The 24,193-nt window shown below is 64.0% G+C and carries 21 protein-coding genes; 3 read left to right on the forward strand and 18 right to left on the reverse strand.

What is annotated here, in order from left to right:
* Positions 1 to 189: 189 nt before the first annotated feature.
* Positions 190 to 2,241, forward strand: a complete 2,052-nt coding sequence (locus AC2VNO_RS00005; RefSeq protein WP_486932220.1) for an oxidoreductase — start codon at positions 190 to 192, stop codon at positions 2,239 to 2,241.
* Positions 2,242 to 2,402: 161 nt separating this feature from the next.
* Complete coding sequence (locus AC2VNO_RS00010) at positions 2,403 to 3,044, forward strand: TetR/AcrR family transcriptional regulator (RefSeq protein ID WP_486932221.1); 642 nt, start codon at positions 2,403 to 2,405, stop codon at positions 3,042 to 3,044.
* On the opposite strand, the gene AC2VNO_RS00015 is transcribed toward AC2VNO_RS00010, so the two are convergent.
* The 9 genes from AC2VNO_RS00015 to AC2VNO_RS00055 all read right to left on the reverse strand — a co-directional run bounded on the left by AC2VNO_RS00015 (position 3,010) and on the right by AC2VNO_RS00055 (position 15,675).
* Positions 3,010 to 5,100 carry a prolyl oligopeptidase family serine peptidase gene (locus AC2VNO_RS00015; RefSeq protein ID WP_486932222.1) on the reverse strand — a complete coding sequence of 697 codons (2,091 nt, stop codon included), beginning with the start codon at positions 5,098 to 5,100 and terminating at the stop codon, positions 3,010 to 3,012. The two genes, AC2VNO_RS00010 and AC2VNO_RS00015, sit on opposite strands and share 35 nt — an antisense overlap.
* An 86-nt stretch (positions 5,101 to 5,186) precedes the next feature.
* The gene (purU, locus tag AC2VNO_RS00020) at positions 5,187 to 6,053 is read right to left on the reverse strand and encodes a formyltetrahydrofolate deformylase (protein WP_486932223.1); all 867 of its coding nucleotides are present in this window, start codon (positions 6,051 to 6,053) and stop codon (positions 5,187 to 5,189) included.
* A gap of 46 nt (positions 6,054 to 6,099) precedes the next feature.
* Positions 6,100 to 6,750 carry a sarcosine oxidase subunit gamma gene (locus AC2VNO_RS00025; protein WP_486932224.1) on the reverse strand — a complete coding sequence of 217 codons (651 nt, stop codon included), beginning with the start codon at positions 6,748 to 6,750 and terminating at the stop codon, positions 6,100 to 6,102.
* A complete protein-coding gene (locus AC2VNO_RS00030) occupies positions 6,743 to 9,793 on the reverse strand; it encodes a sarcosine oxidase subunit alpha (RefSeq protein WP_486932225.1) in 3,051 nt (1,016 codons plus the stop codon). The genes AC2VNO_RS00025 and AC2VNO_RS00030 overlap by 8 nt, the downstream gene beginning before the upstream one ends.
* Positions 9,790 to 10,182 (reverse strand): sarcosine oxidase subunit delta, encoded by a 393-nt coding sequence (locus tag AC2VNO_RS00035; RefSeq protein ID WP_486932226.1) that lies wholly within the window; start codon positions 10,180 to 10,182, stop codon positions 9,790 to 9,792. The genes AC2VNO_RS00030 and AC2VNO_RS00035 overlap by 4 nt, the downstream gene beginning before the upstream one ends.
* A gap of 12 nt (positions 10,183 to 10,194) precedes the next feature.
* Positions 10,195 to 11,445, reverse strand: coding sequence for a sarcosine oxidase subunit beta family protein (locus AC2VNO_RS00040; protein ID WP_228580080.1), 1,251 nt, complete (start codon positions 11,443 to 11,445; stop codon positions 10,195 to 10,197).
* Between the two features lie 47 nt (positions 11,446 to 11,492).
* A complete protein-coding gene (gene glyA / locus AC2VNO_RS00045; protein ID WP_486932227.1) occupies positions 11,493 to 12,791 on the reverse strand; it encodes a serine hydroxymethyltransferase in 1,299 nt (432 codons plus the stop codon).
* 252 nt (positions 12,792 to 13,043) lie between these two features.
* Positions 13,044 to 14,081, reverse strand: a complete 1,038-nt coding sequence (locus AC2VNO_RS00050) for a GlxA family transcriptional regulator (RefSeq protein WP_486932228.1) — start codon at positions 14,079 to 14,081, stop codon at positions 13,044 to 13,046.
* A 142-nt stretch (positions 14,082 to 14,223) separates the two neighbouring features.
* A complete protein-coding gene (locus AC2VNO_RS00055) occupies positions 14,224 to 15,675 on the reverse strand; it encodes a sodium:solute symporter family protein (RefSeq protein ID WP_486932229.1) in 1,452 nt (483 codons plus the stop codon).
* A gap of 271 nt (positions 15,676 to 15,946) precedes the next feature.
* Between AC2VNO_RS00055 and AC2VNO_RS00060 the strand changes: the two genes are divergently transcribed.
* Complete coding sequence (locus tag AC2VNO_RS00060) at positions 15,947 to 16,831, forward strand: LysR family transcriptional regulator (protein WP_486932230.1); 885 nt, start codon at positions 15,947 to 15,949, stop codon at positions 16,829 to 16,831.
* A 12-nt stretch (positions 16,832 to 16,843) separates the two neighbouring features.
* Here the strand turns inward: AC2VNO_RS00060 and AC2VNO_RS00065 are convergent, their stop codons facing one another.
* From AC2VNO_RS00065 to narI, 9 genes are all read right to left on the reverse strand, one after another.
* Positions 16,844 to 18,052: a M24 family metallopeptidase gene (locus tag AC2VNO_RS00065; RefSeq protein WP_486932231.1), complete on the reverse strand. Its 1,209-nt coding sequence runs from the start codon at positions 18,050 to 18,052 to the stop codon at positions 16,844 to 16,846.
* Positions 18,053 to 18,073: 21 nt separating this feature from the next.
* Positions 18,074 to 18,385 (reverse strand): hypothetical protein, encoded by a 312-nt coding sequence (locus tag AC2VNO_RS00070; RefSeq protein ID WP_486932232.1) that lies wholly within the window; start codon positions 18,383 to 18,385, stop codon positions 18,074 to 18,076.
* Between the two features lie 224 nt (positions 18,386 to 18,609).
* Positions 18,610 to 19,596: a GTP 3',8-cyclase MoaA gene (moaA, locus tag AC2VNO_RS00075; protein WP_486932233.1), complete on the reverse strand. Its 987-nt coding sequence runs from the start codon at positions 19,594 to 19,596 to the stop codon at positions 18,610 to 18,612.
* Positions 19,593 to 20,012: a putative zinc-binding protein gene (locus tag AC2VNO_RS00080; RefSeq protein ID WP_486932234.1), complete on the reverse strand. Its 420-nt coding sequence runs from the start codon at positions 20,010 to 20,012 to the stop codon at positions 19,593 to 19,595. The genes moaA and AC2VNO_RS00080 overlap by 4 nt, the downstream gene beginning before the upstream one ends.
* Before the next feature lie 54 nt (positions 20,013 to 20,066).
* A complete protein-coding gene (locus tag AC2VNO_RS00085) occupies positions 20,067 to 20,810 on the reverse strand; it encodes a Crp/Fnr family transcriptional regulator (protein ID WP_228576825.1) in 744 nt (247 codons plus the stop codon).
* The gene (locus tag AC2VNO_RS00090; RefSeq protein ID WP_486932235.1) at positions 20,770 to 22,011 is read right to left on the reverse strand and encodes a molybdopterin molybdotransferase MoeA; all 1,242 of its coding nucleotides are present in this window, start codon (positions 22,009 to 22,011) and stop codon (positions 20,770 to 20,772) included. The genes AC2VNO_RS00085 and AC2VNO_RS00090 overlap by 41 nt, the downstream gene beginning before the upstream one ends.
* Positions 22,008 to 22,592 carry a molybdenum cofactor biosynthesis protein B gene (moaB, locus tag AC2VNO_RS00095; RefSeq protein WP_486932236.1) on the reverse strand — a complete coding sequence of 195 codons (585 nt, stop codon included), beginning with the start codon at positions 22,590 to 22,592 and terminating at the stop codon, positions 22,008 to 22,010. The genes AC2VNO_RS00090 and moaB overlap by 4 nt, the downstream gene beginning before the upstream one ends.
* An 11-nt stretch (positions 22,593 to 22,603) precedes the next feature.
* Positions 22,604 to 23,425 carry a peptidylprolyl isomerase gene (locus AC2VNO_RS00100; RefSeq protein WP_486932237.1) on the reverse strand — a complete coding sequence of 274 codons (822 nt, stop codon included), beginning with the start codon at positions 23,423 to 23,425 and terminating at the stop codon, positions 22,604 to 22,606.
* Positions 23,426 to 23,495: 70 nt separating this feature from the next.
* Positions 23,496 to 24,188 (reverse strand): respiratory nitrate reductase subunit gamma, encoded by a 693-nt coding sequence (gene narI, locus AC2VNO_RS00105; protein WP_486932238.1) that lies wholly within the window; start codon positions 24,186 to 24,188, stop codon positions 23,496 to 23,498.
* Between the last annotated feature and the right edge of the window lie 5 nt (positions 24,189 to 24,193).

Genomic DNA, 24,193 nt, shown 5'->3' on the forward strand with positions numbered 1-24,193 from the left:
GCCCTGCCCCAGGCCGAAGCCGACGCCTGGCCGGAGGCCGCGGGTCGGCGTATCGGTATTCCGCGACGCTGAGGAGGTTCCGACGCGTTCCACCCGAGCAGCCCATACAAACACTACTGAACATCAAATTGACACAAGTGTACATATCCATCTACTGTGGCCTAAGTCACACCAGATGGAGGCCTGGGCATGGCCAACGACCCGCTGCTGCAACCCTTTCAGCTCAAGCACCTGACCCTCAGAAACCGGCTCATGATGACTGCCCACGAGCCGGCCTATCCCGAGGACGGAATGCCCAAGGCGCTTTATCGTGAGTATCACGTCGAGCGAGCCCGGGCCGGCCTGGGCCTGACCATGACTGCAGGATCAGCAGCGGTAGCCAAGGACAGCCCCCCGGTGTTCAACAACATCCTCGCCTACAAGGACGAGGTGGTGCCCTGGATGCGTGAGCTCACCGACGCCTGCCATGAGCACGGCACCGCAGTGATGATCCAGCTGACACATCTGGGCCGGCGCACCCGCTGGGACAAGGGCGATTGGCTACCGGCGGTCTCGGCTTCTCATCGCCGCGAGGCTTCACACCGCGCCTTTCCCAAGCAGGTCGAGGAGTGGGACATCGAGCGCCTGATCCGCGACTACGCCGATGCCGCCGAGCGCATGCACGCCGCCGGCCTCGACGGCATCGAGCTGCAGGCCTACGGCCACCTGATGGATCAGTTCTGGTCGCCGCTGACCAATACCCTCGAGGGGCCTTACGGGGGCGATCTCGACAACCGGCTGCGCTTCACCTTCGACGTGCTGCGTGCCATTCGCCAGCGGGTCGGCGAAGCGTTCATCGTCGGGGTGCGCTATACCGGCGACGAGATGCTGCCGGGTGGGCTCACGGCAAGCGACGGGATGGCGATCTCGCGGCGCCTGAAGGAGAGCGGCCTGGTCGACTTCCTCAACGTGGTGCGCGGGCATATCGACACCGACGCCGGGCTCACCGACGTGATCCCCATCCAGGGCATGCCGAGCGCCCCACACCTCGACTTCGCCGGGGAAATCAAACGCCAGGTGGACTTCCCCACCTTCCATGGCGCCAAGATCCAGGACGTCGCCACCGCCCGCCATGCCATCGCCTCGGGCAAGGTCGACATGATCGGCATGACCCGCGCCCATATGGCCGATCCGCACATCGTGCGCAAGATCATGGAAGGCCGCGAGGAAGAGATCCGCCCCTGCGTCGGCGCCAATTACTGCCTCGACCGCATCTACCAGGGCGGCGCCGCCTACTGCATCCACAACGCCGCCACCGGGCGCGAAACCAGCATGCCCCACACCATCCCCACGGCCGCGAAAAAGCGCCGGGTGGTAATCGTCGGCGCCGGCCCCGCGGGGCTTGAGGCCGCTCGAGTCGCCGGCGAGCGGGGTCATGACGTCGTGGTGCTGGAAGCCGCCAGCGACGCCGGCGGGCAGGTGCGCCTCACGGCGCAGAGCAAGCGCCGCCGCGAGATGATGGGCATCGTCGACTGGCGCCTGGCGCGCTGCGAGGCACTCGGCGTCGAGATCCGCTACAACGTCTGGGCCGAGGTCGGGGACGTGCTCGCCGAGAAGCCGGACGTGGTGATCGTGGCCACCGGCGGCTACCCCATGGAAGACCAGCCTGAGGTCGGCCGCGACCTGGTGGTCAACACCTGGGACATCCTCTCCGGCCACGTGGCGCCGGGAAGCCGGGTATTGCTGTTCGACGATGCCGGCGATCATGCCGCCATGCAGGCGGCGGAGATCATCGCCGCCACCGGGGCCCAGCTCGAGATCATGACGCCGGATCGCACCTTCTCGGCGGAAATCATGGCCATGAACCTGGTGCCCTACATGCGCGCCCTGCAGCGCCCCAACGTCACCTTCACCCCCACCTACCGGCTGAAGTCCGTGGAGCGGGACGGCAGCGAGATGCTCGCCAGGATAACCAGCGACTATGCCGTTCAGGATCAGTCGGACCTGGACCAGGAGCGGCGCATCGATCAGGTAGTGGTCAACTACGGCATCACGCCGATGGCCGACGTCTACTTCGATCTGAAGCCACATTCCAGCAACGGCGGCGAAGTGAACTACGACGATCTGATCGCCGGCCGGCCCCAGGCGGTTGTCCGCAACGCCAATGCCGGCTTCCAGCTGTTTCGCATCGGCGACGCCGTCGAGTCACGCAATACCCATGCGGCGATCTATGATGCCCTGCGGCTGGTGAAGGATATCTAGGCCCTCTACGAAAGTGCCTGCGCTTGCCCATACTGCGTTAAAAATCGACTTAAAGTACTCATTTACACCACGTAAACTCCGTCTTTTCGCCGATTTTTGCCTTGTCTGGCCTGCGCTCGACGACTTTTCGTACAAGGCCTAGTGAACGGAGACATCAGCTGATGCCGAGTGGCAGTGAACACGACACCAAATGGAAAGGCTCCCGCGATGCCTGGCTCGACGCCGCCTTCGAACTGCTGCTCGATTCCGGCGTGGATAGTGTACGCATCCTGCCCTTGGCCAAGCGGCTCGACGTCTCGCGAACCAGCTTCTACTGGTTCTTCAAGGATCGCGAGGCGCTGCTGGAGGCCCTGGTCGAGCGCTGGCGGGAGCAGAACACCCAGGGCCTGGTGCGCCAGACCGAAGCCTACGCCGAGAGCATTACCGAGGCGATCCTCAACGTCTTCGACTGCTGGCTGAAGCCCGAACTCTTCGACTCCCCGCTGGAATTCTCCATGCGCAGCTGGGCACTGCAGTCGGAAGCGGTGGCCAAGGAGATCGACAAGGCCGACGAGGTGCGCATCGAGGCGCTAACCCGCATGTTCGAGCGCTTCGGCTACGCGCCGCTGGCCGCCAACGTGCGCGGCCGCACCATCTACCTCACCCAGATCGGCTATATCTCGATGAAAACCCAGGAAGCGATCGAGGTACGCATGCAGCGCATCCCCGCCTACGTCGAGATCTTCACCGGGCAGGCACCGCAGACCCGCGAGCTGCAGCGCTTCCAGGCTAGGCATGGTTATGTGTGGGAAGCCATCTCCTAGTTACACCCCCGCCCATCAACTGCTGCCCAAGAAAGCTGAACGCCAGGGCCTGCATATGGGCGCGCTGACGGTTGTCGGCCGCCCCACCGTGGCCGCCCTCGATATTCTCGTAGTAGAGCACCTCATGCCCCTGCTCATGCATGCGTGCCATCATCTTGCGTGCATGGCCCGGGTGAACGCGGTCGTCGCGGGTGCTGGTCATCAGCAGCAGTGGCGGGTAATCGGCGCCCGAGTCGAGGTTGTGGTAGGGCGAGTAATCGCGCAGGAACTGCCAGTCGTCGCTATCCGGGTCGCCGTACTCGGCCATCCAGGAAGCGCCGGCCAGCAACAGGTGGTAGCGGCGCATGTCGAGCAGCGGCACCTGGCACACCACGGCGCCCAGCAGGTGCGGATAGCGGGTGAGCATGTTGCCTACCAGCAGGCCGCCATTGGAGCCACCCTGGATGCCCAGCCGCTGCGGTGTGGTGACGCCACGCGCGATCAGATCTTCGGCCACCGCGGCGAAGTCCTCGAAGGCCTTGTGGCGCCTCTCGCGCAGCGCGGCCTGGTGCCAGCGCGGGCCGTATTCGCCGCCGCCGCGGATATTGGCCACCACGTAGACGCCGCCCTGAGCAAGCCAGGCGCGCCCCACACCTGGGCTGTAGCCGGGCAGCAGCGGCACTTCGAAGCCACCGTAACCGTAGAGCAGCGTCGCATGCTCGCCGTTCGGCTCCAGGTCGCGCCGTGCCACCTGAAAGTAGGGAATCGGCGTGCCGTCCTGGCTGGTGGCGAAGTGCTGGGTAACCTCCAGCCCTTCGGCGTCGAACAGCGCCGGAGCCTGCTTGAGAACTTCCATTTCCCCGCCGATATGACCGAGCAGCAGGGTGGTGGGCGTCAGGTAGTCGCTGACGATGACGAACACCTCGTCGCTCTCTTCGTCGTCCACCGCGCTCACGCTGACGCTACCCAGCGTCGGTACGCCGGCAAGCGGCTCTGGCTGCCACTGCCCCGCTTCGGGAGTCAGCACGTAGAGCCGATGCTTGACGTCGTCGAGCACGTTGAGAATCAGGTGGCGGCGGGTCCAGGTGGCATCGGAGAGCGAGGTGCGTTCGGTGGGGGTGAACAGTACGCGCAGAGCGCGCTCGCCGCCCATGAAGGCTTCGAAGTTGGCGATCAACAGGGCACCGGCGGGATGCGTAGTGCCATCCACCTCCCACGGCTCGCGCAGCTCGATCATCAGCCACTCGCGGTGAACGTGCTTTTGCGCCGAGTTGGGCACCTCGATGCGGCCCAGGCTGCCGTCGGCTTCGCGCAGGTAGAGCTCGTTGTCGTAGAAGGCCCGGGCGCGGCTGACGAAATCGCGCTCGAAGCCCGGCGTCGAGTCGTGCATGGCTCCCGCAGCCATATCGTCGGGCTCGGCCTCGAAGATCGTCTCGGCATCGGCCATGGGCGTACCGCGTCGCCACTGTTTGACGATGCGCGGGTATCCGGAGCTCGTCATCGAGCCCTCGCCGAAGTCGGTCTGGACATAGACCGTATCGCGGTCGATCCAGCCCAGGCTGCCCTTGGCCTCGGGGCGGTGAAAGCCCTCTTCGACCCAGCGCTTCTCCACCAGATCGAACTCACGGGTGACGTCGGCGTCCGCCCCGCCGCGGGAGAGCGACACCAGGCAGTGGCGCCAGGGCTCGCCGGGCGACTCAGGACGCAGGCAGTGGGCGCCGTGCCACACCCAGTTCTCGCCCTCCTCGGCGTTGAGCGCATCGAGGTCGATCAGCACCTCCCACTCGGGCCTCACCTTGCGGTACTCCTCGAGCGTAGTGCGCCGCCACAGCCCGCGGGGGTGGTCGCGGTCCTGCCAGAAGTTGTAGAAGTGCTCGCCGCGCTTGACCACGAAGGGTATGCGGTCGTCGGCCTCGAGGATCGCCTGAAGATCGTCGCGCAGTTCAGCGAAGCCGGGCGAGTCGGCCAGCCGCGCCTGACTCTCGGCGTTGCGTTCCGTCACCCAGGCCAGGGCGCGTTCGCCCTCGATCTCTTCCAGCCAGAGATGGGGGTCGTGCTCGTCGTGTGGGGCAGCCATGCGAATCTCCCGGTGGGCGTGGTTTGCCCCACCAAGCTAGCCTGCCCCGGCCGCCGGCTCAATGACATCGAGCCGCGGGGGGTAAATCAGCGTTCGAAGATCACCGTGCGACTGGCGTGCAGGAAGACGCGCCGCTCCACGTGCAGCGCCACCGCACGCGCGAGGGTGAGGCACTCGATGTCGCGGCCCTTGGCAACCAGGTCCTCCGGATAGTCGGTATGGCTAACCGGGGCCACGCCCTGGGTGATGATCGGCCCCTCGTCAAGATCGTCGTTGATGTAGTGCGCGGTGGCACCGACCAGTTTGACGCCCTTCTCATAGGCCTGATGGTAGGGGCGCGCGCCCTTGAAGCCTGGCAGCAGCGAGTGGTGAATGTTGATTGCACGGCCGGACAGCCTGGCGCACATCTCGCTCGAGAGTACCTGCATGTAGCGGGCCAGAATCACCAGCTCCGCCCCGCTCGCATCGATGACCCGGCGCACCTGAGCCTCCTGCTCGGGCTTGGTGTCGGCCGTGATCGGGAAGTGGTGATAGGTTATGCCGTGCCACTCCGCCAGCGACGCCAGGTCGGGGTGATTGGAGACGATGGCGCGAATCTCGATCGGAAGCTGGCCGGTGCGATAGCGGTAAAGCAGGTCGTTGAGGCAGTGGTCGGCCTTGGAGACCATGATCACCACCGGGAGGCGCCGCCCCGGCGGCGTCAGTTCGAACGCCATCTCGAACTCGTCGGCGCGCTCGGCGAAGCCGGCCTGGAAGGCTTCGGCATCGAAGTCATGCGCTTCGGGACGGAACTCGGTACGGATGAAGAAGCGCCCGCTCGGCTCGTCATCGAAGGAGTGCTGCTCGGTGATGTAGCAGCGCTGCTCCTTGAGAAAGCGGGTTACCACCTCGACGGTGCCGAGCCGGCTCGGGCACTGGGCGGTCATGATCCAACGGTTGTTCTTGTCTTGCATGTCTGCTCTCTCCCGGATGGGGCCGGCTGACGCCGGCCCCATGCTGTCAGGCCTCGACACCGATGGCGTACTCTTCACCGGCGTCCAGCAGCCAGCGATAGAGATAATCGGCGAAGCTACGGCGTATCACCAGCTCCCAGCGCGTTTCGTCGGGCCGCCGCAGTATCAGACTGCTCTTGGCGAATACCGTGGTGACACCCTTGCCCACCGGGAAGGCATCGGGGTGCACGTCGTAGATCGTCGATTTCATCAGCAACTCGCGAGCCTTTTCCCCCGATAGCTCGAGCAGCGTCTGACCGCCGCTGACATTGACGATGGCGAAGTGAGCATCGCCCAGCGCCCCACGCAGGCGTTGTTCGAGAGCGAACTCCTCACCGCCGGGCACGATCATCAACCACTCGTCCGGCGACAGCCACTGGATCGAGCGCTCGCCGCTCTCGTCCCGACTCAACGTATTGGGTCGTGCCGGCAGGCCGAAGCCGAGCACCTGGCGCACCGCCTCATCGAGAACGATGGCACCGCCGCGCAGGATCAGGTGGCCGAGCATGGCCCGCTCCCGCAGCACGACGCGGCTGGCGGTGCCGACGCTCGGGCGACCGCTGTGGTGGTATGACCAGGCCAGCGAAGACTCCGCCGCCACCTCGGTTTCGGGGCGCACGTCGTAGACGTTGGCCCAGGTCGCAGTGTGATCAGACATGCTGGCGCTCTCCCTTGGGGTCGACGAAGATCGGACTAACGATTTCGGCCTCATGAATCTGGCCGTCGGCCATGGGCAGATAGACGGTCTCGCCCATCTTCTGATGACCGCCCTTGACCACGGCCAGGGCGAAGCCACTGTCCAGAACCGGGCTGTAGTAGCTAGAGGTCACGTGGCCCACCATGGGCATGGGAATGGCGTGCTTCGGATCGAAGACGATCTGGGCGCCCTCTTCCAGCACCACTTTCGGATCCTTGGGCTTGAGGCCTACCAACTGCTTGCGGTCAGTGCGCTGGGTGTCGGTGCGCGACAGCGCACGCTTGCCGATCCACGAGTAGGGCTTGTCGTAGCCGACCGCCCACTGCATGCCCAGGTCTTCCGGGGTGACCGATCCATCGGTGTCCTGGCCGACGATGATGAAGCCCTTCTCCGCCCGCAGCACGTGCATGGTCTCGGTGCCGTAGGGCGTCAGGCCGTACTTGTCGCCATGCTTGAACAGGGTTTTCCAGACGTGCATGGCGTAGTTGGCCTGGACGTTGATCTCGTAGGTCAGCTCGCCGGTGAAGGAGATGCGGAACACCCGCGCCGGCACGCCGGCTACCTGACCTTCGCGCCAGTCCATGAACTTGAACGTGTCGCGATCGAGGTCGATATCGGTTATCTCGGCCAGCAGATTGCGCGCCTCGGGCCCGGTAATCGTCATGGTCGCCCAGTGGTCGGTCACCGAGGTGAAGGTCACGTTCAGTTCGGGCCATTCGGTCTGATGCCACAGCTCCAGCCACTCCAGTACCGCGGCGGCGCCACCGGTGGTGGTGGTCATCAGAAAGTGATTCTCGGCCAGACAGCTGGTCACACCGTCGTCGGTGACCATGCCGTCGTCCTTGCACATCAGCCCGTAGCGGCACTTGCCGACGGCCAGCTTCTCCCACTTGTTGGTGTAGACACGACCCAGGAACTCACGGGCGTCGGGGCCCTGGATGTCGATCTTGCCGAGGGTCGAGGCGTCGAGGATGCCAACCTTCTCGCGCACCGCCAGGCACTCGCGGGCCACCGCCTCGTGCATGGTTTCCCGCTTGCCGTTCACGCTCCGCGGAAAGTACCAGGGACGCTTCCACTGTCCGACGTCCTCGAACTCGGCGCCGTTCTCCATGTGCCACTGGTGCAGCGCGGTATAGCGTTCGGGGTCGAACAGCTCACGGCAGTGACGACCGACGATGGCACCGAAGGTGACCGGCGTGTAGTTGGGGCGGAACACGGTGGTTCCCACCTCGGGAATCGTCTTGCCCAGGCAGCGCGCGGCGATGGCCATCCCGTTGATGTTGCCGAGCTTGCCCTGGTCGGTGCCGAAGCCCATGGCGGTGTAGCGCTTGACGTGCTCGATGGACTCGAAGCCTTCACGGGTGGCGATTTCGATGGCCGCCGCGGTGACGTCGTTCTGCAGATCGACGAACTGCTTGGGCGCGCGCAGGGTCCGCTTCTCGTGAGGCACCTGATAGAGCGCGCAGGCGGCACCTTCGCGGCGGGCGTCGACCTGCGGCAGCTTTATCTCACCGGCGCTCATGCCGATAGCCTCGAGGGCTCGTGCCGCCATGGCCACACCATCGGCCAGCCCTTCGGCCAGCGCATGAATGCCGCGGGCGCTACCGGCGGCGTGCACGCCCTTCACCAGGCTCGGCACGAAACCGAGGATCGTGTCGCTCCAGGTCGGCCGCGCACCGGTGTGGGAGGCCAGGTGGATGACCGGGCTATAACCACCTGAGCTGGCGACGGTGTCGCAGGCCAGGGTCTCGGCCTGACCGGTAACCTTGAATGCCGCAGCATCGATGGTCGCGACACGGGCCCCGCTGACACGGTTGCTGCCCTTGGCCTCGAGCACGGCACTGCCGGTGATGATGCGAATTCCACGGGCGCGGGCCTGCTCGACCCATTCGCCGTCGGGGGCTTGGCGGGCATCGACGATGGCCACCACCTCACGGCCGGCCTCGTGCCAGTCCAGGGCGGCGCGGTAGGCATAGTCGTTGCTGGTGGAAAGAACCAGCTTATTCCCGGGCACCACGCCGTAGCGGCGGATATAGGTGGAAACTGCACCGGCCAGCAGATTGCCCGGAATGTCGTTGCCCGCATAAACCAGCGGCCGCTCGTGGGCACCAGTGGCCAGAATGACCTGGCCGGCACGCACCCGATGCATTCGCGAACGAGCCGGACGATGGCCGCCGACCGACGGCGCCGTCTCGCCGAGATGTTCGGTGCGCCGCTCGTGCAGCGTCACGAAGTTGTGGTCGTGATAGCCATTGGCGGTGGTACGTGGCAGCAAGGTGACGTTGTCGAGCCCGGCGAGTTCCGCCAGCACCTGCTCGGCCCATTGGCTGGCAGGCTGACCATTCAGCAGATCGCGACCGTCCAGCAGCGAGCCGCCCATCTCCTCCTGCTCGTCGCAAAGTATGACCCGGGCGCCGCTGCGTGCCGCCGTAAGCGCTGCCGCCAGACCGGCCGGCCCGGCACCGATGACCAGTACCTCACAATGCTGATGAAGGTGGTCGTAGGTATCCGGATCAGCTTCCATGGGGCTGCGACCGAGCCCTGCGCCCTTGCGGATGTACTTTTCGTAGGTCATCCACATGGAGGCCGGAGCCATGAACGTCTTGTAGTAGAACCCCGGCGGCATCAGGTTGCCGCCCAGCTTGCCGATCATGCCCATCACATCGCGCTGCACGTTGGGCCAGCCGTTGGTGCTGCGTGCCACCAGGCCGTCGAACAGTGCCTGCTGAGTGGCGCGTACGTTGGGCACCTGGGCCGCCTCGGTGCTGCCCAGCTGAACCAGCGCATTGGGCTCCTCGGCGCCGGCGGCCACGATGCCGCGCGGACGCGAGTACTTGAAGCTGCGGTTGACGATATCCACCCCATTGGCCAGCAGCGCCGACGCCAGGGTATCGCCGGCATGGCCCTGATAGCGCTTGCCGTTGAAGGTGAAGCCAAGCTCGCGCGAGCGGTCGATGCGACCCCCTGCCTTGAGGCGGTTCGGCTGTTTCAAGGTCTTGCTCATGCTTGCTCTCCCTTGGCTGCTACCTCAGCGGCTCTGCTGGCACCCACGGTCTGTTGGCCGCCATCGGCGACCTGCACGCCACCCTGCTTTTCCTGATTCGCCAGGCTCTCGGCAGTGATACGGGGCTGCTCACCCATCTTGTAGGTTTCGAGGATCTCGTAGGTCACGGTGTTGCGCGTGGCATTGAAGAACTTGCGGCAGCCCACGGCGTGTACCCACAGCTCATGGTGGATGCCGCGCGGGTTGTCGCGGAAGAACAGGTAATCGCCCCACTCCTCGTCGCTGCAGGCCTCGGGGTCCGCCGGTCGGATGATGTGCGCTTGGCCCTTGGGGTGAAACTCCTCTTCCTCGCGGAGCTCCTCGCAGTAGGGGCAGTAGATATGAAACATGGTATTGCCTCCTTAGTGCGCCACGCCGGCGGCGCCGTGCTCATCGACCAGCGCTCCGCTATGGAAACGGTCGATGGAAAAGGGCGCCGCAATGGGATGGGCCTGACCCTTGGCCAGGGTCCAGGCGAACACGTTGCCCGAACCCGGGGTAGCCTTGAAGCCGCCGGTCCCCCAGCCGCAGTTGAAGAACAGACCCTTCACCGGTGTGGCCGAGAGAATCGGGCAGGCGTCCGGACAGGTATCGACGATGCCTCCCCACTGCCGGTTCATGCGTACCCGCGAGAAGATCGGGAACATCTCGACGATGGCCTGCAGGGTGTGCTCCACGGTAGGGTAGCTGCCGCGCTGGCCGTAGCCGTTGTAGCCGTCGATACCGGCGCCGATGACCAGGTCGCCCTTGTCGGTCTGGCTGATATAGCCGTGCACATGGTTGGACATCACCACGGTGTCGAGAATCGGCTTGAGCGGCTCGGAGACCAGCGCCTGCAGCGGATGGGATTCCAGCGGCAGGCGAAAGCCGGCCATCTTCGCCAGCACGCCGGAGTTGCCCGCCGCCACGCAGCCGACGGTCTTGGCCTCGATGTCGCCGCGGTTGGTGTGCACCCCGTAGACGCGGCCGTCGCGAATCTTGAAGCCGGTCACCTCGGTGTTTTGCAGCAGGTCCACGCCCAGCGCATCGGCGGCACGGGCGAAGCCCCAGGCCACGGCATCGTGGCGTGCCACCCCCGCTCGCGGCTGCCAGGACGCCCCAAGAATCGGATAGCGCGCATTTTTCGAGCAGTCCATGATCGGCACGATTTCCTGGATCTGCGCGGGGGTGAGCACCTCGCCGTCAATACCATTGAGCCGATTGGCGTTGACCCGACGCTGGATGTCGCGCATGTCCTGCAGGGTGTGACCGAGGTTCATCACCCCTCGCTGGGAGAACATGACGTTGTAGTTGAGGTCCTGGGAGAGCCCTTCCCACAGCTTCATCGAGTGCTCGTAGAGCGCCGCCGCCTCGTCCCACAGGTAGTTGGAACGCACGATGGTAGTGTTGCGTGCGGTGTTGCCGCCGCCCAGCCAGCCCTTCTCGACCACCGCCACGTTGGTGATGCCGTGCTCCTTGGCCAGGTAATAAGCCGTAGCCAGGCCGTGGCCGCCGCCGCCGACGATGATCACGTCGTACTGCTTCTTCGGCGTGGGGTTGCGCCACTGGCGCTCCCAATTCTCGTGGTGGCTGAGGGCGTGCTTGGCCAGCCCGAAACCTGAATAGCGTTGCATGTTCTCTCTCCTCGACCGGCCCCGCCGAACAGGGCCGGACAATGGGTTCAGGCGATGGCGGGTGCGTCTGCCTTTGCCGAAGCGTCGCCATACACGGGATGCCGCTCGCAAAGCTCGGCGACCTTCGCACGCACCTCGGTCTCCACGGCATCGCTGTTGCCTTGCTCGGCCAGCACGTCGAGGATGTCGCAGATCCAGCCGGCCAGCGCTTCGCAGTCGTCCACACCGAAGCCACGCGAGGTCACCGCGGGGGTGCCGATACGCAGGCCGGAGGTGACGAAGGGGCTTTGCGGATCGTTGGGCACGGCGTTCTTGTTGACGGTGATGTGCGCCCGGCCCAAGGCGGCATCGGCATCCTTGCCGGTCACGCCCTGGCGGATCAGCGAAACCAGGAAGAGATGGTCGTCGGTGCCGCCGGACACCACGTCGTAGCCGCGCGCGACGAACACCCCGGCCATGCCGCGGGCGTTGTCGATGACCCGCTGCTGGTACTTGACGAACTCCTGGCTCATCGCCTCCTTGAAAGCCACCGCCTTGGCGGCGATGACGTGCATCAGCGGGCCGCCCTGCTGGCCGGGGAATACGGCGCCATTGAGTTTCTTGTAGAGATCCGCATCGCCGTGGGCCGAGAGGATCAGGCCGCCACGCGGGCCGCGCAGGGTCTTGTGGGTGGTGGTGGTGACCACGTGAGCATGAGGAATCGGGCTCGGGTAGAGCCCGGCAGCGATAAGCCCCGCCACGTGCGCCATGTCGACCATGAACCAGGCACCGACCTCGTCGGCGATGTCGCGGAAGCGCCGCCAGTCCACCACGCGGGAGTAGGCGGAGAAACCGGCGATGATCAGCTTCGGCTGGTGCTCGCGGGCCAGGCGCTCGACCTCTTCGTAGTCGATCTCGCCGGTCTCGGGGTTCAGGCCGTACTGCACGGCGTGGTAGTGCTTGCCGGAAAAGTTGGGCGCCGCACCGTGGGTCAGGTGGCCGCCGTGAGCCAGGCTCATGCCGAGCACGGTATCGCCCGGCTTGACCAGCGCCATGAAGGCGGCGGCATTGGCCTGGGCACCGGAGTGGGGCTGAACGTTGGCGTAGTCGGCGCCGAACAGATCGCAGGCACGGTCGATGGCCAACTGCTCGACCACATCGACGTGCTCACAGCCGCCGTAGTAACGCTTGCCCGGATAGCCCTCGGCATACTTGTTGGTCAGTTGGGTGCCCTGGGCCTCCATCACCGCACGGCTGGCGTAGTTTTCCGAGGCGATCAGTTCGACATGCGCCTCCTGGCGAGCGACTTCGTCGGCGATGGCGGCGGCAACCTGAGAATCGAATGCGGCGAGACCGACCTGGTTCATGACTGACTCCTATTGTTGTCGGATATGGCAGGGGTTGCCTCGAATCTATCGGCTACCTGCCCAGGTGAAAAATTTGAAATCCTTATGCTTGGATTAAAGGCAACCGGGAGCAGGAAAGATTGAACAAATGCGACAGGCTTGCTGAATGCCCGAGTCGGGACGGCCGCCCAGGCATATTGGCTCGGGCTGGTGAAGCACGCGCGAGGAGATGCGCTCAAAGCCGCATGAGGCGGATGGGTGGAGCAGGCCGGCTCAGAGCGCCGGACGGCCCTCGACGTGCAGAAAGAAGGGATCGACCCGGGCGCCTCCCGGCTCGCTGACGCTCTTGCGCATTTCCGACGGCGTCATGTCGAAGGCGCTGCGAAAGTGACGCGAGAAGTGGGCGGTATCGGCGAAGCCGCAGCGCTCGCCGATTTCTGTGATGCTTTTGCCGGTATAGTGCAGCAGCCACACGCCGTAGCGCAGGCGCAGGTCGCGGGAGAACTTCTGCGGGCTGACGCCGAGCGTCTCCTTGAAGCGGCGCTCCAGATTACGCCGTGAGGTACCGACCCGCTCGGCGAGCACCTCCATGGAGATCATCTCCCCCAGGTGCTGCTCGAGCAGTGCAATGGCCTTGCGCACCACGCGATCCTCGATCTTGCCGAACACCACCGGCTGAGGCTGGGGGTGAATCCCCGTTCGCGCCTCGTCGAGCAGCATGATGTGCAGGCTCTTCATCGCCCAGGCCTTGCCCAAGTGACGCTCGATCAGATAGGCGGCCAGGTCCGCTCCCGCCGCACCGCCGGCACAGGTGAGACGGTCGCCGTCGTCGATGAACAAACGATCGGCAACGGGCTCGATGGCAGGAAAGCGATGGATCATGTCGCGGTGGTGATACCAGCTCACGCAGCAACGGCGTCCCTTCATCAGCCCCGCCTGAATCAGCGCAAAGACCCCGGTGCACAGCCCTACCAGCGGCACCCCGGCATCCGCCGAGCGACGCAGATAGGCCAGCGCCGTGGAGTCCACGCGGTCGCGCTCGTCCTGCACCCCGCCGATCACCACGATGTAATCGAAGCTCACCGGATCGCGGAAGGTCTCGCAGGGCGAGATCGCCGCCCCGCAGCTGGAAGTGGCCTGCTCCCCCGTGCTGGTCATGAAGGTCCAGTGGCAGCGCAGCTGGCGGCTGCGGTCACCCTCGTCGGCCGCCAGACGCAGGCAGTCGACGAAGGCCGCAAACGGCAGCAGCGTGAAGCGGTGCAGCAGGACGAAGCCGACCGAGAGGGGCTCGCCCCTGAGAGGAAGATTCATGACAACTCCTGCATCGCGAAGGGCACCGGGGGACGAACCAAGCCCGTCGCCTCGACTCTATCGGATTTCACGTGGCAGGCAAGGGGCAGCGCCGTGAACCCGGACCAACGTCTCCGACAATGAGCCGGAGACGTTGGCAGTCTCAGGAGAGTCCCTGGCTTAAGGAAAACTGCCGCGCCATGAGAGAGACGCCGACATAACAAACCGACGAGGCCACGCATCCTGTCAGCGGCCCGATCAGCCAACCTACATCGGCGAACAGCATCATGTAGCCGCTGGTAAAGAACCCCACCAGCATGGCGATGAGAGCGCCCCAGGCACTGCCTTGCCAGAAAGTGGAGATGAATACCGGCCCGATCATACTAGCTAAGAGGGTGCCGGAGCCCAGAATACCCAGCCAGGAGAGCATAAATGGCGGGGCGTAGAGCATCATCAACAGGGCTAGCAGCCCGAGAGCCACCACTGCGGCCCGGTTGATCGCCAAGGCCAGGCGTTCGCTGGAGACCGGCCCAAACAGCGAGAGACGCAGGTCATGCGAGGTCGCCGAGGCTACCGTGTGGAGCAACGAGTTGGCCGTGGATTTCATGGCAAAGATGATGAAGAGCGTGATGATGCCCTGAATGGCCGGATGCATAAACTGCTCGAGATAGACCGGCATGGCCATGTCAGGGTCAGCCAAATCCGGTACGTGCATGCGAACGTAGAGCCCGACGATGGGGATCAGGCTTAGCAACGCTCCGAGAATGGCGACGTAGACTCCCACCTTGTGTAGCTTGACGTCAGGTCTCATGGCCATGAAGCGGATCGCCATATAGGGCAGGACGGCGGCAAACAGGAAAGCGTAAGGCAACACCAGGAAAACGGTTGCGATGGAGTCGCCATAGTGCGCACCCGTCGTAGGATTGAGCAACTCGGGGTCGATAGCGTTCAGCGAAGCTTCCCAAGTGCCAAGATCCACAGAGGTCAGAATCTGTACGAGGATGATGACGGCGGCCAGCGCCATGCCACAGACCATGACGGTATCGGTCCAGGCGACGGCTGCCAAGCCGCCAAGCATGGTGTAGACGATGATCACCGACACCATCAAGAAAGCGCTCTGGTTGAGCTCAATCCCCAGCCAGCTGGCCCCCAGCAGCCCTACCGCCTTGATTTGGCTGATCAAGAACACTAGCAACAGCAGGATTGTGATGAACGCGGCCACGCCCTGCAGCACCCGCCCCATCGAACCGCCACCGTGGCGCTGGGCGATATACTCAGGGATGGTATTGCTGCCCATTTCAAGGGCACGGCGCTGCAGGAAGCGTGCGAAGTAAAGCACGGCTATCATCATTGCAGGAGCGAAGAAAAAATTGCCAAGCACCTCGATGGCACCAAACTGATAGGTTACACCGGGTGAACCCATGAAACCCCAGCCGCTGAAGCCGGTTGCGACGATGGTCCCTGCCGCCACGAAGGCACCCAGCGAGCGGCCCGCTACCAAGAAGCCACCCTCATCGCTCTTGTTCATGTAGCGCGATGAGAGGTAGCCCAGATAGATCAGCAGGCCGAAGGTTAGAAAAAGCAGGCCCCAGTTGAACAACTTGTAAGCGTCCACGGCTATCTCCTCAATGAGCTATTGCTTGAATTTCGCTTGAGTTCTCTTCGGAGATAGACCGCACCTGAATGTATAATCATATAGCAGGTCAGCACCAGAAAGGTGCTCAGTACCCAGGAATTCATTTGCACACCTCTTTGTTCTTGGTTTGGCAGAAATGCATCCCTGCCTACGAGCTAGCATCCTTGATTAACTCAAGATATTTTAGGCTCTATAAAGCTGCCAATTTGTAACTCAAATACCTCCATAAACCACAACAATGGCTTGCTGCATGAAGAACATACCAACAGATCTTCTACGCACCTTCGTCACCATAAGAGACCTCGGCGGATTCACCAGTGCCGGCGAATTGCTTGGCCGCTCACAGCCTGCCATAAGCTTGCAGATAAAGAAGCTGGAGGCCTTGCTGGATACCAAGATTTTCCTGCGAGGAACAAGTCTGGATCTCACTGAAGATGGGGAGCATCTCTATCAGGCCGCCAAACAGATCCTGGAAATCAATGACAGAGTCGTAGCTCGGATCAGCGGAGAAAATGTCTCTGGACGTGTCAGGCTTGGGATTCCAAATGATTTCGAGCTCGCCTTTCTGCCAAAAGCATTGCGCAACCTGGCGAGAACATACCCCAATATCACGGTCGAAGTAGACTGTGACATCAGCAAGGTGATTACCCAACGCTTTCAGAAGCACCTTTACGACGTATGCCTGGTCATGGAACCTGAGAAACAAGGAGAAGATCGAGATATTCGAGACTATAGGAACGATCAGTTAACCTGGGTAATGAGTCATGGCAACCTCACCGAGACGGAAATCCTTCCTTTGGTTACCTACCCTCAAGGCTGCATTTACCGGGCGATGCTTGAACGCTCCTTGGCGCAGGCGGGAAAGCCCTACCGTATCGCCTATACCAGTCCCAGTCTGCTGGGAATCATGTCGGCGGTTGAGGAAGGGCTTGGGCTGACGGCAATGGCTTCATCGGTGGCGCCCCCTCATCTCTCGAAGGCGATCGAAACAGAGCACCTGCCAAGACTCGGATCTGTCAGCATTGGCCTTTATTACCGCGAGCGGGATCTTAGCGTGGCAACCCGGCACGTTCTCGATTTCCTGCGTGCCGGGCTGGCCAATCTGACGCCGCACCTCATGCTAGATGGTCGCTAACCTCGTATACAGTCACCTGACGATGTTGTGCTCCGGCCCATACGGGAAGCCGGTGATGTTCTCGGCCCCGTGCTCGTTGACGACGAGAATATCGTGCTCGCGATAGCCACCGGCGCCCGGACGACCTTCCGGCACCATGATCATCGGTTCCATGGAGACCACCATGTTGGGCTCGAGCACGGTCTCGATGTCCTCACGCAGCTCGAGGCCTGTCTCACGGCCGTAGTAGTGGCTCAGGGTGCCGAAGGAGTGGCCGTAGCCGAAAGTGCGATACTGCAGCAGATCGTGCTTGGCAAAGATCTCGTTGAGCTCGTGGGCTATGTCGCAGCAGCGCACACCAGGCTTGATCAGCTCCTGGCCGCGACGGTGGACCTCGCAGTTGGCCTCCCACAAGCGCAGGTGCTCGTCAGAGGCGTGCTCGCAGAACAGGGTGCGCTCCAGCGCCGTGTAGTAGCCTGAGATCATCGGAAAGGTGTTTAGGCTAAGGATGTCCCCAGGCTGCACGCGGCGGCTGGTCACCGGGTTGTGGGCACCGTCGGTGTTGATCCCCGACTGGAACCAGACCCAGGTGTCCATCAGCTCACTGTTGGGGTAAGTCTTGGCGATTTCACGCACCATGGCGGCTTGGCCGGCCAGCGCCACTTCGTATTCCGGCACACCTGCCTTGATGGCATCGCGCACGGCCACGCCGCCCACGTCGGCGATGCGCGCGCCCTGGCGGATCAGGGCAATCTCTTCGGACGACTTGATCATGCGCATCTGCATGGTCGGCACGCCGATATCGGTGAGTTCCACCTCGCCGAGTGCGGAGAGCAGTTTCTGCTGGTTCTGCAGCGTGAGGTGGTCAAACTCGACGCCGACGCGCCGCTTCCCTTCACAGAGCTGCTTTACCGCCTTGAAGAAGTTGTCCTTCTGCCAGTCGGTGTAGACGACGTTGTCGCCCAGGCGATTGCGCCGATAGGGCTGGCCCCCGTCGATGTTGGCGGTGACGGTGGTAAAGCGATCCTGGGTGACGACCAAGCCATAATCGCGCCCGAACTTGCAGTAAACAAAATCACTGAAATAATTGATATTGTGGTACGAGGTCAGCACAACGGCGTCGACGCCATTGGCCGCCATGTAGTCCCGAAGTCGCCTCAGACGCCTCTGCATTTCGGCATCGGAAAATGTCGGCATAACCTTGTCGCCATTGGGGATCTCGATCAGCGATGGAAGTTGCATCTTGTTGTCTCCTTCGTCTTTTCACGCGACACATGTCGCAGATTGGGAACCGACCTTTACTGTCACGCCAGGCTCATCGGTATCACCAAGTTCACTGAACTGCATAATCGAAAGGCGGTATCTGGTTTCCAGAATCTTCACTAGACACATGATGTGATTGAACTCGTCGTCTTCGGCCAGGAAGTCGATGCCGAACATGTTGATGCCGAGGCAGGCCACTTCGTAGGTTTTATTCACGCGTAGAAACGCGCTGGCATTGCGCCTCAATTCACCGGCGTCCTGTAACACCATCGAGTCGGAAGCCACTCTCAGTACCAGTCGCCAATGTTTCATTTTCGCGTTCTCCAGCCGTCTGAAATGACTATGGCCAGCACGGCTCAGCAACACCAATGACTAGTGCAAATAGGGCCATTGACGACAGCAATGCCGACAGCGAGGCCGCGGCATGCCGCAGCGCGGGGCGAGTGAAAACAGGGCGGGGGAAGGCAAGCAGACCACAGCGGCAGCCTGGCGGCTGCCGGGTCATAGGCGAACGAAGGGATAGTCAGGGGTTAGGGTCAGCCCCCGGTCATGTTCATGAAGCGCACCACCTGTACATCGCCGTCGGTGGTGAAGTGGTGGCGCTCGGGTTTTTTCTGCATGGCGGCGACGATGGCGGCCTTGAGCCGTTCGAGGTCGCCGGGGTGGCGGCGCATCACCGCACGCAGGTCGACGGAGTGCTCGTTGCCCAGGCACAGCAGCAGGCGGCCCTCGGCGGTGACCCGTACGCGGTTGCAGGCGGCGCAGAAGTTGTGGCTGTGGGGCGAGATGAAGCCGATGCGCGAGTCGCTGTCGCTCATGCGGTAGTAACGCGAGGGCCCCAGGGTATTCTCGGTGGTGGGCAGCAGCGTGTGGCGCGCTTCGATGGCGGCGCGCACGTCGTCGCTGGAACAGAAGGTCTCCGCGCGGTCGTGGCTCATGTTCTGGCCCAGCGGCATCTCCTCGATGAAGCTGATGTCGACGCCTTCGGCGCGGGCGAACTCCACCAGGTCGAGCACCTCGTCGTCGTTGCGCCCCTTGAGGATCACCGCGTTGAGCTTGATGCGCGTAAAGCCGGCGTCACGAGCGGCGCGAATGCCGTCGATCACCCTGGCCAGGTCGCCGGTACGGGTCAGGGCCCGGAAGCGCTCGGGGTCGAGCGAGTCGAGGCTGACGTTGAGCCGCTGGAGCCCGCCCTCACGCAGGGCACGGGCGTGCTTGACCAGCCCGGCGCCGTTGGTGGTCATGCCGAAGTCGCGCAGGCCCGGCAGCGCGCCTAGCTTGCCGACCAATTCCTCGATGCCGCGACGCACCAGCGGCTCGCCGCCGGTCAGACGGATCTTCTCCACGCCGAGCTCGACGAAGGCCCGCGACAGCGTGGCGATCTCCTCCAGGGTCAACAGCCTGGCCCGAGGCAGGAAGGTCATCTCCTCGGCCATGCAGTAGACGCAGCGGAAGTCGCAGCGGTCGGTGACCGACAAGCGGACGTAGCGCACGCTGCGGCCGAAGCCATCGATCAGACTCATGCGTTCTCCTCGGTTCTTGCTTCGACATGGGCCGCGGCGCCCATCGGCAGTCGGGCTATCAGCTCGCCGACCTGTTCGGCCACCTCGTTGACGGTCTCGTCGTCGTAACTCTGGCCGCGACGCTTGCGAAAACCTTGTTCGTAGAGCTTGACGTGTGCGGTGGCCTTCACCCCGGCCGTGGCCAGGCAGTGGGTCACACAGTGCATCTGACAGCCGTCGATGGCGACGATGGGACGGCCGGAGCGTGCGATGCGTACCAGCCCGGGCACACCGCCACCTACGCCTGAGATGCAGGACATCTCGGCAATACCGGTGTGATCGAGCCTCACCGCTACATCGTTGGCCAGTTGCGCCACGTCGGAGCAGCCGGAACAGGAGTAGACCAGGGTACGAGGCTTGTTGGCGGTTCGGGGCATAGCGTCTCCCAACTTCCATCAGCGCTAACGCTCACCACGAAACGGTGGTGAGGATCAGTCGTCTGCCAGCATGGCGTCGCGCAGCTTCTGCTCGTCGAGCACCGTCAGCCGCTGGCGGTCGATGCCGATCACACCGCCGTCGCGCAGCTTGGCCAGCAGCCGTGACAGCGTTTCCGGCGTCATGGCGAGCTGGGCGGCGAGCCAGCGCTTGGGGATAGACAGGCGCACGACGCGTGGAGTACGGCTGCGCCCGGAAGGCAGTTGGCGCAGGATATAGCTGACCAGCCGCGACATGGCGTCGGCCTGGGTCAGCAGGGCCAGGTCCTCGAGCCGCTCGGTGAGCTCCAGCGCCAGTCGACTCATGAACTCGGCACGGCAGCTCGGCTGGCGGTCCATGATCTCGCGACAGCGCTGGGCGGGAATCGCCAGCACGTGGGTACGCCGCAGCGCCTCGGCGGAATAGAGATAGACACCGGCGCTGGAGACCATGCTCAGCTCGCCCAGGGTGCCGCCGCGCTCGACGCAGCGTATGGTGGCCAGGCGACCGTCACCGGCGCTGCGCGCCAGGCGTACCGCACCGTTGATGACGATGTAGAGCCAGTGGGCCGGGGCGTCCTGACGGAACAGCCATTCGCGGGTCTTCAGCGACTGCAGCTCGGAATCCTGCAGCAGCGCCGTGACCTCTTCCTCATCCAGCTCGCTCAGCCACGGCACGCCGTTGACCAGTTCGCGCAGCTGCTTGGGCTTGAACAGTAAGTCAGTCGACGAACTGTCCGGCGGGTAGATAGGGGTATTCATGACCTTCCTCCACGTCGGTATCGGCGGCCATCATCAGATAGCCCTGCGCCTGGCTGGCTGCATGCAGCATATGGGAGCCCTGCCCGCCGGCCAGCAAGGCTACCGGATGGCCGCCTTGCCAGTCGATAACGACGCGTAACAGCTCGCGCCGCCCCGGGCTTCCCCGCCGCGAGAAGCCGGCGTGGACGCGATATTGTTGTAGTGGCCCGACGGTGCGCCCCTGGCAGCCCTGCACGAAGGGTCTGGCCAACAGGTGCCAACCCACCAGCGAGGCCACCGGATTTCCCGGTAGCCCCAGCAGCGGCACGCCTTCCGGGGAGCCGTCATCCAGGTAGCCAAAGGCGAACGGCTTGCCCGGCTTCATCGCCACGCCATGAAACAGAAGACCGCCCAGCTCATCCAGCACGGGCCGCACGTGATCCTCCTCGCCCACCGATACCCCGCCGGTGCACACCACCAGGTCGGCACCGTCCCGGGCGGCGATGAAGGCCTGCCGCAGGGCGGCGGGATCGTCGGCGATGATGCCGAGATCGAGCACGTCGCAGTCGTCCTGCTCCAGCAGCGTCTTCAGCATCACCCGGTTGCTGTTGTACACCAGCCCGCCAGCGAACGGCTCGCCCGGCTCGATCAGCTCGTCGCCGGTGGAGATCAGCGCTACCTTGAGGCGCGGCAATACCGGCACTTCGGCGATGCCCTGGCTCGCCAGCAGCGCCAGCGCCGCGGCATTCAGCGTCCATCCCGCCGACAGCAGCGGCGCGCCCTCGCGATACTCCTCACCACGACGGCGAATGTTGGCGCCGAACTTCGCTTCGCCGACGACGTGCATTCGCCCCGCCTCGTCGAGACGCACCCGCTCCTGGGGCACCACGCAATCGGCCCCTTGCGGAACCGGTGCGCCGGTGAAGATACGTGCACAGCCACCCTCGGGAAGAGCCGCCGTGCCGGCCCCCGCCGGTATCCGCATGACCACCGGCAGGCCGGCTTCGGAGAGTTCCGCCAGGCGCAGGGCATAGCCGTCCATAGCGCTGTTGTCGACGCCGGGCATGTCGAGCCGCGCGCTCAGATCGCGAGCCAACACGCGTCCGGCAGCCAGTTCCAGCGCCACGAGTTCCTCCCCCTGTACCGGTTCGGCCGCGGCGATCATGCGTGCTCTTGCCACGTCCAGATCGAGCAGTCCCTTGGCAAGGGTGGCACAGCTCATGCGCGTGCTCCTTGACCATGGTCAGGCACTTTCGGTAACTCCCGAGTGCCGCACGCCTGCTGCTCGGGCATGACCATGGCGACGAAGTTGCAGGGCCGGGTCCGTGCATCGAGCTGGTTTTCGAGGATGCCGTCCCAGGCCGTGGCACAGGCCTTGGGCGAGCCGGGCATGGCAAAGATGAGAGTGCGATTGGCGACCCCGCCCACGGCCCGCGACTGAATGGTAGAGGTGCCGATACTTTCGAAGGAGAGCTGGCGGAACAGCTCGCCGTAGCCATCCACCGAGCGGTCGAACAACGGCGTGAGCGCTTCGGGCGTGGTATCGCGCACGGTGAAGCCGGTGCCGCCATTGACCAGGACGACCTGCACGTCATCGCGCACCACCCACTTGGAAACCACCGCGCGGATACGGTAGATGTCGTCGGGCACGATGCGACGCTCCACCAGCGCATGGCCGGCCTCGGACAGACGCTCGCTGAGCAGGTCTCCGCTGCCGTCCTGGTCGAAGCCGCGAGTATCGGAGACTGTCAGGATGGCGATGCCGAGCGGCACGAAACGGGCGTTGGCGTGAACATGGGCCATGAAAATCTCTCCTATTGCATCAGGCTTCCGGCAGCATCGTCGTCGAGCTCTATCCCCTCGACACCGATCTCGGTTTCCAGCGCCAGCAGGTAGTGGCGCAGGGCGCGGCGAGTCGCCTGTTCGCGCAGGGTATGGCGTACTCGCTCGGCGACCTGTTCGAACGGCAGGCGCTCGCCGCCGGCGCGCTCGTCGATGCTCACCACGTGCCAGCCATAGCGCGAAGCCAGCGGCCGGTCGTGCAGCCCTTCGGGAAGGTGTTGCAGGGCACGGTCCAGCTCGGCCACGGTCTGTCCCGGCGCCAGCCAGCCCAGCTCGCCGCCTTCGCTCTTCGAGGGACAGGCGGAATGGCGCATGGCGAACTCGGTGAAGCGCTCGGGGATGCGTCCGAGTTCTTCGAGCAGCGTCTCGGCCAACTGATATTGAGCATCGCGCCCTTCGGTATCGTCGGGTGCGGCGGCCAGCAGAATATGGCGAACGGCCATGCGGGTCGGTGCGCTGAAGCGCTCGGGGTCGGCGTCGAAGTAGCGACGGCAGGCTTCCTCGTTCGGCTCGGGCACCTCCAGCTCCTGCTCCAGCAGGGCGGCGATGGCGACGTCGTTGTCGCCTTCGTCGGCGGCATCGGCCGTCACCAGGCCAAGCTCCACGGCGCGCTGACGCAGCAATTCGCGAACGACCAGTGCGCGTGCGGCCTGAAGCTGCGCCTCGTCGGCGGTGGCCGCCGGGTGATACTGCATCTCCCTGGCGATGCTCTCTTCATCGATGGCCTTGGCTCCGACCTTGATGGGCGGCGGAGCGGCGCGTCCGGGCAGCTGTTCGATCTCGATCATTTGCATGTCATTCACCTCGATTGATCCTGCTGGAACCTGCGCTCGCTAAGCTGAGCGAGCGCAGCCAGCTTTTACCTCAAGCCCTGCGGCGGACGATCTGGTAGCGCCTAGTCACGTAGCCGAACGGCACGCTCCAGACGTGAACCAGCCGCGTGAAGGGGAACAGCAGGATGATGGTCAGGCCCACGAAGATATGCAGCTTGTAGATCCAGGAGACCTCTTCCATGTAGTAGGCAGCGCCGCCGCCGAAGAAGACGATCGCCTGCGCCCAGCTGGCCAGGGTGACCATCATCTCGCCGTCCATGTGGCCCAGCGAGAAGAGGATGGTGACCATACCCAGCGCCGCCTGAAACACGATCAGACCGAGGATGGCGGTATCCATGACGCTGGAAGAGGCACGCACGCGAGCGTTGGTGATACGGCGATGCAGCAGCATGGCGCCCCCCACCAGGCACATGGCACCGGCGATGCCGCCCACCACGATGGCCAGAAGCTGCTTGGTGCTGGGGTCGAGGAAGCGGTCGTACATCCAGTGCGGCGTCAGCATGCCGAACAGGTGGCCGAAGAAGATCACGATGATGCCGACATGGAACAGGTTGCTGGCCAGCCGCATGTTCTTGGTCGTCAGCATCTGGCTCGAGCCGGTCTTCCAGGTGAACTGGCCATGGTCGTAGCGCATCAGGCTGCCGATCAGGAATACGGTGCCCACCAGGTACGGGTAGTAGCCGTAGATCAGGTGGTTGAAGTAGGTGGAAATGGCGTCAAACATGACAG

This window comes from Halomonas sp. TH-94, from assembly GCF_057473365.1.

What these genes read in the sequence shown, in the direction of transcription:
- AC2VNO_RS00005 (WP_486932220.1), top strand. Translation starts at nt 190, where the DNA reads ATGGCCAACGACCCGCTGCTGCAACCCTTTCAGCTCAAGCACCTGACC.
- AC2VNO_RS00100 (WP_486932237.1), bottom strand. Translation starts at nt 23,425, where the DNA reads ATGCAAATGATCGAGATCGAACAGCTGCCCGGACGCGCCGCTCCGCCG.
- moaB (WP_486932236.1), bottom strand. Translation starts at nt 22,592, where the DNA reads ATGGCCCATGTTCACGCCAACGCCCGTTTCGTGCCGCTCGGCATCGCC.
- purU (WP_486932223.1), bottom strand. Translation starts at nt 6,053, where the DNA reads ATGCAAGACAAGAACAACCGTTGGATCATGACCGCCCAGTGCCCGAGC.
- AC2VNO_RS00070 (WP_486932232.1), bottom strand. Translation starts at nt 18,385, where the DNA reads ATGAAACATTGGCGACTGGTACTGAGAGTGGCTTCCGACTCGATGGTG.
- AC2VNO_RS00040 (WP_228580080.1), bottom strand. Translation starts at nt 11,445, where the DNA reads ATGCAACGCTATTCAGGTTTCGGGCTGGCCAAGCACGCCCTCAGCCAC.
- AC2VNO_RS00030 (WP_486932225.1), bottom strand. Translation starts at nt 9,793, where the DNA reads ATGAGCAAGACCTTGAAACAGCCGAACCGCCTCAAGGCAGGGGGTCGC.
- glyA (WP_486932227.1), bottom strand. Translation starts at nt 12,791, where the DNA reads ATGAACCAGGTCGGTCTCGCCGCATTCGATTCTCAGGTTGCCGCCGCC.
- narI (WP_486932238.1), bottom strand. Translation starts at nt 24,188, where the DNA reads ATGTTTGACGCCATTTCCACCTACTTCAACCACCTGATCTACGGCTAC.
- AC2VNO_RS00085 (WP_228576825.1), bottom strand. Translation starts at nt 20,810, where the DNA reads ATGAATACCCCTATCTACCCGCCGGACAGTTCGTCGACTGACTTACTG.
- AC2VNO_RS00090 (WP_486932235.1), bottom strand. Translation starts at nt 22,011, where the DNA reads ATGAGCTGTGCCACCCTTGCCAAGGGACTGCTCGATCTGGACGTGGCA.
- AC2VNO_RS00015 (WP_486932222.1), bottom strand. Translation starts at nt 5,100, where the DNA reads ATGGCTGCCCCACACGACGAGCACGACCCCCATCTCTGGCTGGAAGAG.
- AC2VNO_RS00080 (WP_486932234.1), bottom strand. Translation starts at nt 20,012, where the DNA reads ATGCCCCGAACCGCCAACAAGCCTCGTACCCTGGTCTACTCCTGTTCC.
- AC2VNO_RS00065 (WP_486932231.1), bottom strand. Translation starts at nt 18,052, where the DNA reads ATGCAACTTCCATCGCTGATCGAGATCCCCAATGGCGACAAGGTTATG.
- AC2VNO_RS00035 (WP_486932226.1), bottom strand. Translation starts at nt 10,182, where the DNA reads ATGTTTCATATCTACTGCCCCTACTGCGAGGAGCTCCGCGAGGAAGAG.
- AC2VNO_RS00010 (WP_486932221.1), top strand. Translation starts at nt 2,403, where the DNA reads ATGCCGAGTGGCAGTGAACACGACACCAAATGGAAAGGCTCCCGCGAT.
- AC2VNO_RS00060 (WP_486932230.1), top strand. Translation starts at nt 15,947, where the DNA reads ATGAAGAACATACCAACAGATCTTCTACGCACCTTCGTCACCATAAGA.
- AC2VNO_RS00025 (WP_486932224.1), bottom strand. Translation starts at nt 6,750, where the DNA reads ATGTCTGATCACACTGCGACCTGGGCCAACGTCTACGACGTGCGCCCC.
- moaA (WP_486932233.1), bottom strand. Translation starts at nt 19,596, where the DNA reads ATGAGTCTGATCGATGGCTTCGGCCGCAGCGTGCGCTACGTCCGCTTG.
- AC2VNO_RS00050 (WP_486932228.1), bottom strand. Translation starts at nt 14,081, where the DNA reads ATGAATCTTCCTCTCAGGGGCGAGCCCCTCTCGGTCGGCTTCGTCCTG.